The following is a 14,528-nucleotide window of genomic DNA, read 5'->3' on the forward strand; positions in this document are numbered from 1 at the left end:
CCGTGCCGGAGCGCGATCACTGGGGCACGATGGGTGGTCACGAGTCGATCGACGGAGGCGACATGGTGGACCCGCACGCGGCCGTCCCGGGCCGGACCGCAGGCACGCTGACCGGCCGGTACCTGCTGGTGCTCAGCGACGACCTGCTGGCCGACCACGACACGGCACGCTCGGCGGTGGCGGAGCTGACCGGTCTGTCCGAGGTGACCAGCAGCCGCGACGACACCCCGGGGGTCCACCCGACGCTGTTCGCCCGGCTCGGCGTCGCCGTCGCCGAGCTGGACCCGGCCCGGCTGCGCACCGTGCGGGCCGACCGCCGGGTGCTGTCGGTGGAGCCCGAACGTGTGCTGCGCGCCCTGTCCGGGCCCGGGCTGAGCGCCGACTACCTGCGCGGGTTCGCCGACGCGGCGGGCTTCCTGGCCGAGCGGGCCGCCGCGTCGGAGACCGCCGACGCGCCCGTCGCGGCCCGGTTCGCCGACAACGACCAGGTCACCTGGGGGCTGCAGGCCACCGGCGCGGACGTCGCCGCCGAGACCGGCGCCGGGATCACCGTCGCCGTCCTCGACACCGGCCTCGACCTCGGTCACCCCGACTTCGCCGGGCGGCAGATCGAGTCGCGCTCGTTCGTCGACGGCCAGGAGGTCGCCGACGTGCAGGGGCACGGCACGCACTGCATCGGCACCTCCTGCGGGCCGCTGGCCCCCGGCTCGGGACGCCGCTACGGCATCGCCCACGAGGCGAGGATCCTGGTCGGCAAGGTGCTCGGTGACGACGGCTCCGGCACCGACGCCGGCATCCTCGAGGGCATCGAGTGGGCGATCTCCTCCGGCGCGCAGGTCGTGTCGATGTCGCTGGGCGCGGACCTGAACGAGGTCTCCGCCGCCTACGAGAACGCCGGGCGGCGCGCGCTGGACGCGGGCACCCTGATCGTCGCCGCGGCCGGCAACAACGCCGAGCGCTCGACCGGGAACGTCGGTTTCGTCGGCGTCCCGGCGAACAGCCCGTCGATCATGGCGGTCGCCGCGGTGGACGCCGCGCTGGCCATCGCCGACTTCTCCGCGGCCAGCTCCGCGGTCGAGGGCGGGCAGGTCGACATCGCCGGTCCCGGTGTGGACGTCTACTCGTCGTGGCCGATGCCCCAGCGCACCAACACGATCTCGGGCACCTCGATGGCCACCCCGCACGTCTCCGGGATCGCGGCGCTGTGGTCGCAGCGCACCGGGGCCCGCGGGCGTGACCTGTGGACCCAGCTCACGCAGGCCGCCCAGCGGCTGCCGCTGCCCTCGGGCGACGTCGGCGCGGGCCTCGTCCGGGCCCCTGGCCGATGAGCACGACCGGGAGGCTGCTGGTGTCGGTGGCCGACGGGCACGTCGCCGACGACGTCGCGCGGGCCTGCGCGGCCGCCGGGCTGCAGGTGGAGAAGGTGCTCACGGGGGTCGGGGTGGTCGTCGGGACGTGCGACGACCCGGACGCCCTGCGGGCGGTCACCGGGGTGGCCGCGGTCGAGCCGGACCGCGAGGTCCACCTCGACCGCGACCGGCCGGGGCCCGCGTAATCGGTCGACGCGCCACCCGTATGTCCGATACGGTGGTCTCAGTCGATCGCGCCCGGTGACACGCCGGCCGTGACCAACCGCCCGGACCGTCCCCGGGAGGCGCCCACCCGGCGCCCCGGCCACGGCCGGTGCCACCGACCCCGTACCGGCACCGCGCGATCCCGCGCGGCGCGGCACTCCGCCGCGTACCGGACACCACCTCGACCGAAACGACCATTCCTGTGCAGGCCTCCGTCCACCCACCCGTCACCGACCCCACCGTCCGGGGCGCCGTCGACCGGCTCACCGCCGAGTTCGCCGGCCGTTTCACCCAGGACCTCGTCGACCACGTCGTGCGCGGCTCCCACCGCGACCTCGACGTCGTCTCCGCCGCAGCGCTCCCCGAGATGGTCGAGCGCCTGGCCCGTCAGCGGCTGATCGAACACCTCTGATCCGTCCGGCCGCACCGCCGGGCAGGATGGTCGCCATGTCGCGCCCGCTCTCCGGTCTCCACGTCGTCGAGTGCGCGAGTTTCGTCGCCGGTCCCACCGGTGGCATGACGCTCGCGCAGCTCGGGGCCTCGGTCATCCGCATCGACCCGCTCGGGGGCGGTCCCGACCACGGTCGCTGGCCCGCCGCCGGGCACGGCACCGGCGACTCCTACTACTGGGCATCGCTGAACAAGGGCAAGCGGTCGATCAGCATCGACCTGCGCTCCGACGAGGGCCGCGAGCTCGTCCTCGGCCTGGCGACGGCGCCGGGCCCGGACCGCGGTGTCCTCGTCGACAACGTCGTGGGCCGCCGCTGGATGGCCAACGACGCGCTCGTCGCGCGTCGCCCGGACCTGGTGCACGTGCGCGTGCAGGGCTACCCGGACGGCCGCCCCGCCGTCGACTACACCGTCAACGCCGAGGTCGGGATCCCGCAGATCACCGGCAGCGAGGAGGGCGCGGCTCCGGTCAACCACGTGCTGCCCGCGTGGGACCTGGTCACCGGCATGTCGGTCGCGACGGCCGTGCTCGCCGGGGTGTACCAGCGCTCCCGCACCGGTGCCGGGGTGTACTCCGAGATCGCGCTGTCCGACGTGGCGCTGGCCGGCGTCGCCAACCTGGGGTGGCTCTCCGAGGCCGACGAGCGCGGGCACGAGCGGCCGCGGCACGGCAACCACGTCTACGGCAGCTTCGGCGTCGACTTCGCCTGCTCCGACGGGAACCGGGTGATGGTCGTCGCGCTGACCCCGGCGCAGTGGAACGCCCTGGTGTCGGTCACCGGGACCGGCGACGTGTTCGCCGCACTGGAGCCCGCCCTCGACGCCGACCTGACCTCGGAGACCGAGCGCTACCGGCTGCGCGAGACGATCGCGGCGGTGCTGCGGCCGTGGTTCGCCGCGCGCGACTCGGCGACCGTCGAGTCCGAGCTGAACACGGCGCGGGTGCTGTGGGGCCGCTACCAGGGGATGACCCACGTCGTCGCCGAGCACCGCGCCGGAGGGCACCCGCTGCTCGCCGACCTGGCGCTGCCCGGTGGTGCCACCGGCATCACCGCGCGATCGCCGATCCGGTGGGACGCCGACCACGGCGACCCCGGCGCCGCCCCCGAGCTGGGCCGGGAGACCGACGAGGTGCTCGCCGACGTCCTCGGTCTCGACGAGCGCACCATCGGCGGGCTGCACGACCGCGGCGTCGTCGGGTAGAGAATCCCCGTGACCGACGCACAGCTGACCGAGGCGCGGTGGACCCACGTCGCGCTGCCCACCGGCGACCTCGACGCCGCCATCGACTTCTACACGACGATGACACCTCTCACCGTCGTCGAACGCTTCTCCGACGACGCCGGGCGGAGCGCCTGGCTGTCCAACGCCGGTCAGGTGGAGACGCCGATGGTGCTGGTCCTGGTGTCGTTCGACGCCGAGCAGGGTGGCGAGCTGGGGCTGCTGCGCCCCTTCGCCCACCTGGGGATCGAGGTGCCGACCCGCGACGACGTCGACGCCGCCGCCGACCGCGCCCGGGACGCGGGGTGCCTGCACTGGGAGCCGCGGCAGATGCCGGGGCCGGTGGGGTACATCTGCGCGCTGACCGATCCGGACGGGAACGTCGTGGAGTTCTCGTACGGGCAGAAGGTGTTCACCTCGGTGCGGGAGAAGTGGGGCTGAGGTCCCTGTCGGGCTCCGTGGTTCCGGGTCGCGTCGGCCGGGTAACAGCGTCGCTCCGGTGGCCGCACTCGTCCGCGCGTCGTCCCCCGGCGCGGTCGCCGGACCCCGGCCCGGGCCAGTGCCCGGGGCCGTGCGCGATCCGTCCTCGCCACCTCCTGCCGGTGGCGGCCACGCCGTCACGACGGGTACCCGGTGCGGCCGTCCCTCTCGCGCCACCTCACGATGCAGCCGGTCGGCATCTCACTGTCCCCTTTCCGCGCGCGGCCACCACACCACGAGGCACCGCCGCGAACGGTCAGCATCGCCGCAGGCCACGGATTCGCGATCGCGAACGCGAACTGGCGATCGAACACACGTTCGAGTATCGTCGATGGTGTGACCGCCACCCAGGAGCCACCCGCCCACGCCACCGGCGTGCACGGCGACGGGTTCCCCTCCGGTGACCTCACCCTGCTCCGGTTCCACGTCGAACAAGCCCTCGGCGCCGACACCTGCGCGTGGTCCGAGTCGGAGTTGATCGACCAGATCCAGGAGATCGAGTCGCTCCAGGCCTCCCTGGCCGCCCTTCAGGCGAGCCGGATCCGTGCCTTCGCCCAGGCCCATGTCGAGAACCGGCGTGTCGATGACCGGAGCGACTTCGACAAGCTCCACCGCAGCGTCGTCGCCCAGATCCAGCTCGCCTGCCGGGTCTCCACCGCCGAGGCCCGCACCCGCGTCGCCGACGCCCGCGACCTGCACTCCGGACTCGACGACATCCGACGCCTCCATGAGGCCGGGCAGCTCAGCGCCGCCAAGGTCACCGCGATCGCCGTCGAGTGCCGCGACCTCAACACAGCTCAGCGGGCGCGGGTCGACTCCCGCCTCGCCACCAACCGGGACCTGACCCGGTACGGCATCGGGCGGCTGCGGGCGATGACCCGGCGTCTGGTCGCCGAGATCGCCCCCGACCGGTTCCGCGCCCGCGTCCACGCCGCCAAGGCCGAGCGCCGGGTCACCCTGCGCCCGGCACCGGACGCGATGAGCTACCTGACCGCCTACGTCCCGGTCGAACAGGGCGCCGCCTGCCTCGCCGCACTGCAGAAGGCGTTCGTCGAGGTCCAGGTCGACCCGGAACCGCTGACCCGTACCCGCGGGCAGGTCCTGGCCGACACCCTCGTCGAGCGGGTCACCGGACAGGCCACCGCGACCGCGGTGAACCTCGAAGTCCAGGTCACCGTGCCCGTGCAGGCCCTGCTCGACCCGCATTCCCCGCTCCCCGCCGAGATCCCCGGCTTCGGACCGGTCCCGGCCGACCTGCTCGCCACCCCCGAGGGGACGAAATCCCTGCGCAGACTCCTCACCGACCAGGGCATCGTCATCGGCGGCGACTCCCGCAAACGCACCTTCACCGGACTACCCGCCACCCTCGTCAAAGCCCGCGCCGGGAACCGGTGCACCGAGCCCTACTGCGACGCACCCGTCCGCCACCTCGATCACATCCACCGCGACGCCGACGGCGGACGCACCGAGCTGGACAACGGACGTGGAGTCTGCGAGTTCCACAACCACGTCCGCGAACAACCCGGGTGGCAGGTCTTCCGCGCACCCGACGGCATCGTGGTCACCGTGACACCGGCCGGGCACAGGTACTGCGGTCCGGCACCACCACTGCCGCCCGCACCACCACCGCGCGCACCGACCTGACCTCGACGCCGACGACCGCCCCGTCGCGGCGCCGGCGTGCACGCCGGGCTGCGTCGGGCCGGGCTACGTCGCGTCGCCACGCCCCACCCGCCCGCCGCCGGCCCATCGGACCGGCATGTGGTCGGCGCCGTCCCCGCATCCGTCGGGCCTGGCTACGTCGGGCCTGGCTCGGCCGGGACCGGGAGCGGGGCCGGGACCGGATACAGCCCCTCGCCCGGACACATACCCACCGGCAACGCCGCGCGCACCCCACCGATCCGATGAGGTGCGCGAGGTGGCGACGAGCGTGTCAGGAGGTCGGGGCGGACAGGTCGTAGACGGTCTGACCACCGACGGTCGTCGCCGTGTAGTGCTCGGCGACCCAGGTCGCTATCCGGCTGCTCGTCGAGTCGCTCTGCCCACCGGGGCCGCCGCCCTGGCCGCCCGCCACGTAGTAGGCGATCCGGCCCTGCTCCACGTCGGACCGGAACTCGGCGAGGGTGACGGCGGAGTCGCTGCCGGCCCACCCACCGGTCGACATGACCGCGGTCCCACTCGCCAGCTCCAGCGACGCCGCGGTCTGGGAGGTGGCGACCGCGGCCGCCCAGGTCGTCCCGGACGAGGACCGGGTCGCGGCGAGCAGTGCGGTCAGCTCCGCCGAGGTCGCGCCGCCGGAGCCGGGTCCACCACCGCCCTGCCCCGGGGCCGTTCCCCCGGCACCACCGAACCCACCCGTGCCGTCGGCCGCACCCGGACCCCCCGGACCGGCCGATCCCGGGCCCGAGCCGGGACCACCGGACGAACCGGCGGCGGTGCCGAACGAGCTCGACACCGTCCCGACCGACGGGATGCTGCCGGTGTGCCCGGTCGACGCCGTCGCCACCGCGTACACCCCGGTCCCGAGCATCCCCGCCACCAGCACCGCGACCAGACCGGACCGCACCACCGCGCGTCCCCGGCCGGGCGCGAGCATCAGCCCCGCCGCGACCACCGTGACCACCCCGACCGGCCAGCACAGCCAGGAGAAGGACTCCGCGCTCACCACCAGCAGCGCGACCGCCCAGCCACCGGTGACGAGCACCGTCGTCGCGGCGACGATCCGCGCCCACCGGGCACCCCGCTCCCGCCACAGCGCCGCCCCGCCGACGGCCACCACTCCGGCGAGCCCCGGGGCCAGCGCCACCGTGTAGTACGGGTGCATCGTGCCGCTCATCATCGAGAACACCGCCGCCGTGACGAGCGTCCAGCCACCCCACAGCAGCAGCGCCGCGCGGGTCCGGTCGGTCCGCGGCGCCCGCCGGGTGACCCACAGCCCGGCGACGAGCAGGATCAGCGCGGCCGGCAGCAGCCAGGAGATCTCGTAGGCGAGCTCACCGGTGAACAGCCGCAGCGGACCGGCCGAGCCGCCGAAGCCGGTGTTGCCACCACCACCGCCACCCCCGCCGGCGCCGCCACCGTTGCCGGTGCCGCCGAGCAGCCGGCCGAGGCCGTTGTAGCCCAGCGCGAGCTCGAGCAGCGAGTTCGTCGTCGACCCGCCGATGTAGGGCCGGTCGGACGCGGGCCACAGCTCCACCAGCGCGATGAACCACCCCGCGGAGACGACCATCGCCGCCACCGCGGCACCCAGCTGCAGGATCCGGGTCCGCAGCCGCGGCGAGCCCGCGACCAGGTACACCAGCCCGAGCGCCGGGACGACCAGCAGCGCCTGCCCCATCTTCGTGAGGAACGCGAACCCGACCGCCGACCCGGCCGCGACCAGCCACCAGGTGGACGTCCGCACCGAGGCGGCGTCGACGGCGCGCGAGGTGGCCCAGGCCGCGACGACCAGCAGCAGCGTCAGCAGCGCGTCCGGGTTGTCGAACCGGAACATCAGCACCGCCGCCGGGGTCAGCGCCAGCGCCGCGCCCGCGAGCAGACCCGCGGCGGGCCCGGCCCACCGCCGCACCGTCGCGTGCAGCAGGGCCACCGCGCCCACACCCATCAGGGCCTGCGGCACGAGCAGGCTCCACGAGGAGAACCCGAACAGCCGCGCCGAGGCCACCATCACCCACAGCGCCGCGGGCGGTTTGTCGACGGTGATCGCGTTCCCGGAGTCCAGCGACCCGAACAGCCACGCCGTCGGAGACTGCGTCCCGGCCTGCACCGCGGCGGCGTAGAAGTCGTTCGCCCAGCCCGACGACGACAGGTCCCACAGGTACAGCAGCGCGGTCGCGGCGAGCAGCACCACCAGCCCGGGCCGCGCCCAGCGTGGAGCGCCCGCCGGGACCGTCCCGGGGCGCGTGTCGGGGGGCGGGGCGGACTGCGGAGGGGCGGCGCGGTGCCGTCCCGGCCGGACGGGGGTCGCGGTGCTCACGGACGATCTCCTCGGGGTCGGGGCGTACTGGCATCACCGTCGGTCCCGGCACTGTCGCGATGCTGTCGGCTCCCTGTGCCCGGTCTGTGAGCGATGAGTTCCGGGCGCGACGCCGGTCACCCCTCACATGACCGAGCCGACCACCGCCGCCCTGCCCCCCGTCGTCGACACCGCCACCTGGGAGCGCGAGCTCGCCGCGCTGCGCGTCCGGGAGAAGGCCGCCACCCGCGAGCTCGACGCCATCGCCGCCGCCCGTCGCCGGCTGCCGATGGTCGAGATGCCCGACTACGTCCTGCGCGGCGAGGACGGCCCCGTCCGCCTCGCCGAGATCTTCGACGGCCACCCGCAGCTGATCGTCTACAGCCACATGTGGCACGACGGCGCCGACTGGCAGTGCGGCGGGTGCACCGGGTTCACCTCGCAGTTCACCCGGCTCGCCGGCCTGGAGAAGTTCGACGCCCGCTTCGTGATCGTCACCCAGGGCCCGATCGACGAGGCGCTGGCCTACCGGCGTCGCGTCGGCAACACCATGACCTGGTACTCGACGGCCGACAGCAGCTTCGGCACCGACGTCGGCGCCCCGCCCGGGGGCGGCTTCGCGGTCAACGTGTTCCTGCGCGACGGCGACCGCGTCTTCCGCACCTGGCACACCGACGGCCGCGGCACCGAGCAGCTGTCCCACCTGTTCCCGCTGGTCGACGTGCTGCCCTACGGCCGCCAGGAGGTCTGGCAGGACTCCCCCGAGGGCTGGCCGCAGGGCCCCACCTACAGCCGGTGGGCCGGGCCGCAGGAGATCGCCGCCGCCTACGGTGAGGGCTGAGCCCGCGCCCGTACCCCGGCCAGGACGGTGTCGACGACCGCGGCCGCGTGGCCGCGGGCGTCGTCGCGGGCGGCGAGGTGCGCGGGGGTGGTCGCGACGTGGTTGCGCACCGCCCCCGCGACCAGGTCCGCGACCAGTGCCACCGACGTCCCGGCCGGGAGCTCGCCGCGCTCGATGCCGCGGCGCACCATCGTCCGGGCGCCGCGGACGTGCTCGGGATAGGCGTCGTCGGCGAGCGCGCCCGCGATCTCCGGGACCCGGTGGGAGTCGACGAGCAGCCGCTCGACCAGCCGGCCGTCGTCGCTCGTGGCGAACGCCGTCCACAGCTCGGCGAAGGTCACCAGGTCCTCGCGCAGCGAGCCGGTGTCGATGTCGGCGACGAACCGGGCCCGGTCACGCACCGCGGCCACCAGCAGCGCCGCCCGGGTCGGCCAGCGCAGGTACAGCGACCCCTTCCCGATCGACGACCGGCGGGCCACCTCCTCCAGCGACAGCCCGGACCAGCCGCGCTCGCCGTAGACCTCGCGGGCGGCGGCGAGGGCGCGACGGTCGACGTCCGGGTCGCGCGGACGTCCGCTGCGGCGCGACGGCGGGGGCACGGCGGCGATCCTGCCAGACGGTGCTGTGACCACCGACCCACTTATGGACGGTGTCCGTCCGTAATAGGCTCACCGGTGTGATCAGGACAGCGCTGACCGATCTGCTGGGCGTCGAGCACCCGATCGTCGGGTTCAACCGGTCCCCCGCGGTGGTGACCGAGGTGAGCCGCGCCGGCGGGTTCGGGGTGCTCGCCGCGGTCTCCTACACCGCCGAGGAGCTCGACGCGCAGCTGACCTGGATCGAGGAGCAGCTCGACGGGCGCCCCTACGGGGTCGACCTGCTCGTCCCGGAGAAGACCGCCGACACCGGTGCCGACCGGGAGGACCTGGTCGCCACGCTGCGTGCGCAGCTCCCGGCCGAGCACCTCGCCTTCGTCGACGACCTGCTCGACCGCTACGGCATCCCGCGGCTGCCGGTCGACCCCGGGCGCGACGCGATCGCGGCGGGGATGAGCCGGCGCGGCGCCGAGGCCCAGCTCGACGCGGTGTTCGCCCACCGGCCGGCGCTCGTCGCGAACGCGCTCGGTACCGCGCCGCCGCACCTCGTGGAGCGCGCGCACGACGCCGGGATGGCCGTCGCCGCCCTGGTCGGGACCCGCCGGCACGCCGAACGGCAGCTCGCGGCCGGGGTCGATGTGCTCGTCGCGCAGGGCACCGAGGCCGGTGGGCACACCGGCACGATCGCGACGACGGTGCTGACCCCGGAGATCGTCGGCGTCGCCGGGGACCGTCCGGTGCTGGCCGCGGGCGGCATCGCCTCGGGCGACCAGATGGCCGCCGCGCTCGCGCTCGGCGCGGCCGGGGTGTGGTGCGGCTCGGTGTGGCTGTCCAGTGTGGAGGACGTGGCGCCGGAGTCGGTGAAGCGCAAGTTCCTCGCCGCGGGCAGCGGCGACACCGTCCGCTCCCCCGCCCGGACCGGCAAGCCCGCCCGGCAGCTGCGCAGCGCCTACCACGACGCGTGGTCCGCACCCGGCGCGCCGGCGCCGCTGCCGATGCCGCTGCAGCCGCTGCTCACCCTGCAGGCCTGGTCGAGCATCGACGCCGCCGCCGACGCCGGGAACCCGGGAGCGACGGAGCTGCAGTCGTTCTTCGTCGGGCAGGTCGTCGGCGCGTTCACCGAGCTGCGCGGCGCGGGTGAGATCACCCGGGAGATGGCGCGCGGCTGCGAGCAGCGCATCGCCGCGCTGGCGGGGCTGGTCCGATGAGCCTCGACCCGCGGACACCCGTCGTCGTCGGGGTCGGAGAGGCCTCGGAGCGGATCGGCGAGCCCGGCTACGCCGCCCTGTCACCGGTCGGGCTCGGCGCCGCCGCGGCCGCCGCGGCGCTCGCCGACACCGGCGCCGACCCGGCCGCGGTCGCGGCGGAGCTGACCGTCGTCGCCGGGGTGCGGCAGTTCGAGATGTCGGTGCCCGGGGCGGTCGCGCCGCTGGGCCGGGCGGACAACTACCCGCGCGCGGTCGCCCGCCGCGTCGGCGCCGACCCGCGGCGGGCGGTGCTCGACGTCGTCGGCGGGCAGTCCCCGCAGCGGCTGGTCACCGAGTTCGCCGGCGCGATCGCCCGCGGGGAGGCCGGGGCGGTGCTGCTCGTCGGGGCCGAGGCGATGTCGACCGTGCGGGACCTGATGTCGCGCCCCGAGGCCGAGCGGCCCGACCACGGCGAGCACGTCGGCGGCACGCTGGAGGACCGCGGGTACGGCTCGGAGCTGCGCAGCCCGGTCGCCGAGGCGCACGGCGTGCTCTCCCCCGCCGCCTACTACGCGCTGTGCGAGAACGCCCGACGCGCCCGGCTCGGCCTCGGCCGGGACGCCTACGCCCACGGGATGGGCGAGCTGTTCGCGCCGTTCACCCGGGTCGCCGCCGGGCACCCGCACGCCGCCGCGCCACAGGTCCGCAAGCCCGACGAGCTCGTCACCGCCGACGACCGCAACCGGATGATCACCGACCCGTACCCGCGGTTCCTCGTCTCGCGCGACCAGGTCAACCAGGGCGCCGCGGTCCTCCTCACCTCGGTCGGCACCGCCCACGACCTGGGGATCGACCCGCAGCGGTGGGTGTTCCTGCACGGCCACGCCGACCTCACCGAGCGCGCCGTGCTCGACCGCCCCGACCTGGGCGCCTACCCGGCCGCCGAGGCCGCCGTCCGGCACGCCCTGGACCGCGCCGGGACCGGCGTGGACGACCTGGCCGCGATCGACCTGTACTCCTGCTTCCCGATCGCGGTGTCCTCGGTCGCCGACCCCCTCGTACTGGCCGCCGACGACCCGCGCGGGCTCACCGTCACCGGTGGGCTGCCGTTCTTCGGCGGGCCGGGGAACGACTACTCGATGCACGCGGTCGCCGAGGTCGTGCGACGCCTGCGGGCCGACCCGGGCACGTACGGTCTGGTCGGTGCGAACGGCGGCTTCCTGTCCAAGTACTCCGCCGGGGTCTACTCCACCCGCCCCACCCCCTGGCGCGACGACGACAGTGCCGCACTCCAGGCCCGGCTCGACGCCGTGCCCACCGTCCCGACGACGACCGCCGCCGACGGCACCGCGACCGTCGAGACCTGGACGGTGCGCCACGACCGCGACGGCAGCCGGCACGCGGTCGTCGTCGGCCGGCTCGACGACGGCGGTGCGCGGTTCGTCGGCTGCGGCCGTGACGACGAGCTGCTGGAACTGCTCGCCGGCGACCCGGCCGGGGCGGCTGTCCGGGTCCGGCCCGACGGGAAGCTGCTGATCGTCACGCCGCGCTGACGGGTATCCGGGCCCCATGACCGAGAAGTCGCTGAGCGCCAGCCGTCACGTCGCCGCGCCGCCGTCGGCGGTGTTCGACCTGCTCGCCACCCCCGCCCGGCACCCGGAGATCGACGCCTCGGGCACGGTGCTCCGGTCGCGCACCGAGGGCAGGCTGACCGGCGCCGGGGACGTGTTCGTGATGGAGATGCACGGCCGCGACATGGGCGACTACCTGGTCGACAACCACGTCGTCGCCTTCGTCGAGGACCGCGAGATCGAGTGGGCGCCCGCCACCCACGGCGGCGACCGGGGCGGGCAGCGCTGGGCCCATCACCTCGCCCCCGAGGGCGACGGCACCCGGGTCACCCACGTCTACGACTGGTCCGAGGTCACCCTGGAGCGGCTGCTGCCCTACCTGCCCGTCGTCGACGCCGACGGGCTCGCCGCGACGCTGGACCGGCTCGCGGCCGCCGTCGAGGGCTGAGCCACCTCCCCCAGGGCCGTGCCGAGGATGTCCACGCCGCGGCGGATCTCGGCCTCGGTCGCGGTCAGCGGCGGCGCGATCCGGAACGTCCCGCCCATGCCGGGCAGCTGCACGATGTTCATGTGCAGTCCCAGCTCGGCGCACCGCGCGGTGACGGCCGCCCCGAGCGCGTCGGTGTCGGAGCCCGCCAGCTCCAGCCCGACCAGCAGGCCGCGGCCGCGGACGTCGCCGATCATCCCGGTCGTGCGGGCCAGGTCCCGCAGACCGTCCTGCAGCAGCGTGCCCAGCTCGCGGGCGCGCAGGTCGAGCCGGTCGCGGGTGAGCACGTCGAGCACGGTGAGCCCGACCGCCGCCGGGAGGGGGTCGTTGACGTGGGTGGTGAAGAACAGGAAGCCGCGCTCGTGCGCGACCTGCTCGATCGCGGCCGTGGTGAGGACGGCGGCGAGCGGCAGACCCGCCCCGAGCGTCTTGGACAGCGTGAGGATGTCGGGGACCACGCCGTCGCGCTGGTGGGCGTACCAGTCGCCGGTGCGGCACAGACCGGTCTGGGCCTCGTCGAGGATCAACAGCATGCCGCGCTCGTGGCACTTGTCGCGCAGCGCCGCCAGGTAGCCCGGCGGCAGGTCGACGACCCCGCCGGAGGACAGCACCGGCTCGACGATGCAGGCGGCGAGGCTGCCGACGGACTGGGCGTCGATCAGGGCGAACCCGAGGTCGAGCTGGCGGCGCCAGTCGAGCTCCCCGGCGTCGTCGACGAGGTCGGGGCGGTAGCGGTCGGGAACCGGCAGCGCGAAGTTGCCGGGGGCGGCGGGCCCGTACCCGGCGCGGCCGGCGACGTAGGTCGCGTTCGCCGCGGCCTGGGTCATGCCGTGCCAGGACCGGGCGAAGGAGACGATCTCGTGCCGGCCGGTGACGAGCTTGGCCATCCGGATCGCGGCCTCGTTGGACTCCGCGCCGGTGGTCAGCAGCATCGCCCGGTCCAGGCCGCCGCCGACCGAGGCGCACAGCCGCTCGCACAGCTCCAGCACCGGCCGCGACAGCATCCCGCTGTAGAGGTGGTCGAGCCGCCCGACCTGGTCGCGGACGGTCGCGACGATCTCCGGGTGCGAGTGCCCGAGGATCGCGCTCATCTGCCCGGAGGTGAAGTCGAGCAGCTCCCGGCCGTCCTCGGTGGTGACGGTGCTCCCCTGGGCCCGGGCGATCACGCCGGGGGTGAAGCCGCTGCGGCCGGAGTAGCGGATGAGGTGCTCGGTCACAGCCAGGTCCTCTCGCGGGCCCGGATGGTCCGGGCGACGGTGTCGTTGACCGGGGTCGGCACGCCGAGCCGTGCGCCCTCGCGGGCCACCGCCCCGTTGATGGCGTCGACCTCGCAGCGGTGCCGGGCGAGCGCGTCGAGCAGCATCGACGGGCGGGCGTGCGGGATGGCGCCGCCGAGGCGACGGACGTGCTCGATCGGGTCGCCGACCTGCAGGGTCACCCCGGACGCCGCCGCCACCGCGACGGCCTCGGCCGCGCAGGCGCGGGCGACGGCCCAGGCGTCGGGGTCCTCGAGCACCCCGCCGATGGTGAGCCCGGTCAGACAGGTCGAGCCGGAGAACGCCGCGTTCATGTCCAGCTTCTCCCACACCATCCGGCCCAGGTCGGTGTAGAGCGCGACCGCGAAGCCCGACGAGCGCCAGATCTCCGCCGAGGCCTCCAGCTGCGCCGCGGGCAGCCCGTCGTAGGGGCCGAAGCGGACCATCTCCATGCCGTTGTGGTGCGCGACGCCCGGCTCGGGCAGCGACGCCCCGAACCCGCCGACGACGCCGACCGCGATCCGCCCCGGGTCCAGCTCGGCGGCCGCGACCTCCGGGGAACCGAGCCCGTTCTGGATGGTCTGCACGACCGTGCCCGGGCCGACCAGATGCGTGCACGACCGCGCGGCGACGGCGACGTCGTAGGCCTTCGTCGCGACGATCACCAGGTCCGCGGGCCGGTCGAGGGTGACGTCGGCGGCGTCGAGGACCGCCGAGGCGAGTCCGACCGTGCGGTCACCGCTGTGCCCGGTCACCCGCAGGCCGCGTTCCCGCACCGCCGCGGTGTGCCCGGCGCGCCGGCAGACGGCGTGCACCTCGTGCCCGGCGTCGGCCATCAGCCCGGCGTACACCGAGCCCATCGCGCCGCAGCCGACGATCACCACCACCGCCATGCCGACCTCCTCCGGCG

General features: G+C 75.1%; 14 protein-coding genes. 10 read left to right on the top strand and 4 right to left on the bottom strand.

From position 1 onward, the window contains the following. Positions 1-62: 62 nt before the first annotated feature. The 6 genes from DMP17_RS37675 to DMP17_RS37700 all read left to right on the top strand — a co-directional run bounded on the left by DMP17_RS37675 (position 63) and on the right by DMP17_RS37700 (position 5,369). Positions 63-1,328 carry a S8 family serine peptidase gene (locus tag DMP17_RS37675; RefSeq protein ID WP_226350576.1) on the top strand — a complete coding sequence of 422 codons (1,266 nt, stop codon included), beginning with the start codon at positions 63-65 and terminating at the stop codon, positions 1,326-1,328. Then, positions 1,325-1,555, top strand: a complete 231-nt coding sequence (locus DMP17_RS37680) for a hypothetical protein (RefSeq protein ID WP_226350575.1) — start codon at positions 1,325-1,327, stop codon at positions 1,553-1,555. Before DMP17_RS37675 ends, DMP17_RS37680 begins: the two co-directional genes overlap by 4 nt. Positions 1,556-1,683: 128 nt before the next feature. Continuing rightward, the gene (locus DMP17_RS37685) at positions 1,684-1,986 is read left to right on the top strand and encodes a hypothetical protein (RefSeq protein ID WP_337832011.1); all 303 of its coding nucleotides are present in this window, start codon (positions 1,684-1,686) and stop codon (positions 1,984-1,986) included. Between the two features lie 35 nt (positions 1,987-2,021). Beyond that, entirely contained in the window at positions 2,022-3,227 is a 1,206-nt protein-coding gene (locus tag DMP17_RS37690) for a CoA transferase (RefSeq protein WP_226350573.1), read from the top strand. 9 nt (positions 3,228-3,236) lie between these two features. Continuing rightward, positions 3,237-3,686: a VOC family protein gene (locus tag DMP17_RS37695; protein ID WP_060711293.1), complete on the top strand. Its 450-nt coding sequence runs from the start codon at positions 3,237-3,239 to the stop codon at positions 3,684-3,686. A 375-nt stretch (positions 3,687-4,061) separates the two neighbouring features. Beyond that, entirely contained in the window at positions 4,062-5,369 is a 1,308-nt protein-coding gene (locus DMP17_RS37700; RefSeq protein WP_337832012.1) for an HNH endonuclease, read from the top strand. 289 nt (positions 5,370-5,658) lie between these two features. Here DMP17_RS37700 and DMP17_RS37705 read toward each other — a convergent pair whose 3' ends face one another. Then, positions 5,659-7,701: a glycosyltransferase family 39 protein gene (locus DMP17_RS37705; protein ID WP_337832013.1), complete on the bottom strand. Its 2,043-nt coding sequence runs from the start codon at positions 7,699-7,701 to the stop codon at positions 5,659-5,661. Positions 7,702-7,828: 127 nt separating this feature from the next. Here DMP17_RS37705 and DMP17_RS37710 point away from each other — a divergent pair, with 127 nt between their 5' ends. Next, complete coding sequence (locus tag DMP17_RS37710) at positions 7,829-8,521, top strand: DUF899 domain-containing protein (RefSeq protein ID WP_226350570.1); 693 nt, start codon at positions 7,829-7,831, stop codon at positions 8,519-8,521. Here DMP17_RS37710 and DMP17_RS37715 read toward each other — a convergent pair. Continuing rightward, positions 8,506-9,120, bottom strand: coding sequence for a TetR/AcrR family transcriptional regulator (locus DMP17_RS37715; RefSeq protein ID WP_226350569.1), 615 nt, complete (start codon positions 9,118-9,120; stop codon positions 8,506-8,508). The two genes, DMP17_RS37710 and DMP17_RS37715, sit on opposite strands and share 16 nt — an antisense overlap. 77 nt (positions 9,121-9,197) lie before the next feature. Between DMP17_RS37715 and DMP17_RS37720 the strand changes: the two genes are divergently transcribed. Genes DMP17_RS37720 through DMP17_RS37730 form a run of 3 tightly spaced genes read left to right on the top strand, consistent with a single transcriptional unit; the run spans position 9,198 to position 12,323 of the window. After that, entirely contained in the window at positions 9,198-10,325 is a 1,128-nt protein-coding gene (locus tag DMP17_RS37720) for an NAD(P)H-dependent flavin oxidoreductase (RefSeq protein ID WP_226350568.1), read from the top strand. Next, entirely contained in the window at positions 10,322-11,857 is a 1,536-nt protein-coding gene (locus tag DMP17_RS37725) for an acetyl-CoA acetyltransferase (RefSeq protein WP_337832014.1), read from the top strand. The genes DMP17_RS37720 and DMP17_RS37725 overlap by 4 nt, the downstream gene beginning before the upstream one ends. A 16-nt stretch (positions 11,858-11,873) precedes the next feature. Further along, positions 11,874-12,323, top strand: coding sequence for an SRPBCC family protein (locus DMP17_RS37730; RefSeq protein WP_178373219.1), 450 nt, complete (start codon positions 11,874-11,876; stop codon positions 12,321-12,323). Here the strand turns inward: DMP17_RS37730 and DMP17_RS37735 are convergent. Together DMP17_RS37735 and DMP17_RS37740 are read right to left on the bottom strand one after the other, a co-directional pair. After that, positions 12,251-13,579 carry an aspartate aminotransferase family protein gene (locus tag DMP17_RS37735; RefSeq protein WP_443217939.1) on the bottom strand — a complete coding sequence of 443 codons (1,329 nt, stop codon included), beginning with the start codon at positions 13,577-13,579 and terminating at the stop codon, positions 12,251-12,253. The two genes, DMP17_RS37730 and DMP17_RS37735, sit on opposite strands and share 73 nt — an antisense overlap. Further along, positions 13,576-14,511: a ketopantoate reductase family protein gene (locus DMP17_RS37740; RefSeq protein ID WP_337832015.1), complete on the bottom strand. Its 936-nt coding sequence runs from the start codon at positions 14,509-14,511 to the stop codon at positions 13,576-13,578. Before DMP17_RS37740 ends, DMP17_RS37735 begins: the two co-directional genes overlap by 4 nt. Positions 14,512-14,528 lie beyond the last annotated feature (17 nt).

This window comes from Pseudonocardia sp. TMWB2A, from assembly GCF_017312135.1.

What these genes read in the sequence shown, in the direction of transcription:
- DMP17_RS37730 (WP_178373219.1), top strand. Translation starts at nt 11,874, where the DNA reads ATGACCGAGAAGTCGCTGAGCGCCAGCCGTCACGTCGCCGCGCCGCCG.
- DMP17_RS37675 (WP_226350576.1), top strand. Translation starts at nt 63, where the DNA reads ATGGTGGACCCGCACGCGGCCGTCCCGGGCCGGACCGCAGGCACGCTG.
- DMP17_RS37710 (WP_226350570.1), top strand. Translation starts at nt 7,829, where the DNA reads ATGACCGAGCCGACCACCGCCGCCCTGCCCCCCGTCGTCGACACCGCC.
- DMP17_RS37725 (WP_337832014.1), top strand. Translation starts at nt 10,322, where the DNA reads ATGAGCCTCGACCCGCGGACACCCGTCGTCGTCGGGGTCGGAGAGGCC.
- DMP17_RS37680 (WP_226350575.1), top strand. Translation starts at nt 1,325, where the DNA reads ATGAGCACGACCGGGAGGCTGCTGGTGTCGGTGGCCGACGGGCACGTC.
- DMP17_RS37690 (WP_226350573.1), top strand. Translation starts at nt 2,022, where the DNA reads ATGTCGCGCCCGCTCTCCGGTCTCCACGTCGTCGAGTGCGCGAGTTTC.
- DMP17_RS37740 (WP_337832015.1), bottom strand. Translation starts at nt 14,511, where the DNA reads ATGGCGGTGGTGGTGATCGTCGGCTGCGGCGCGATGGGCTCGGTGTAC.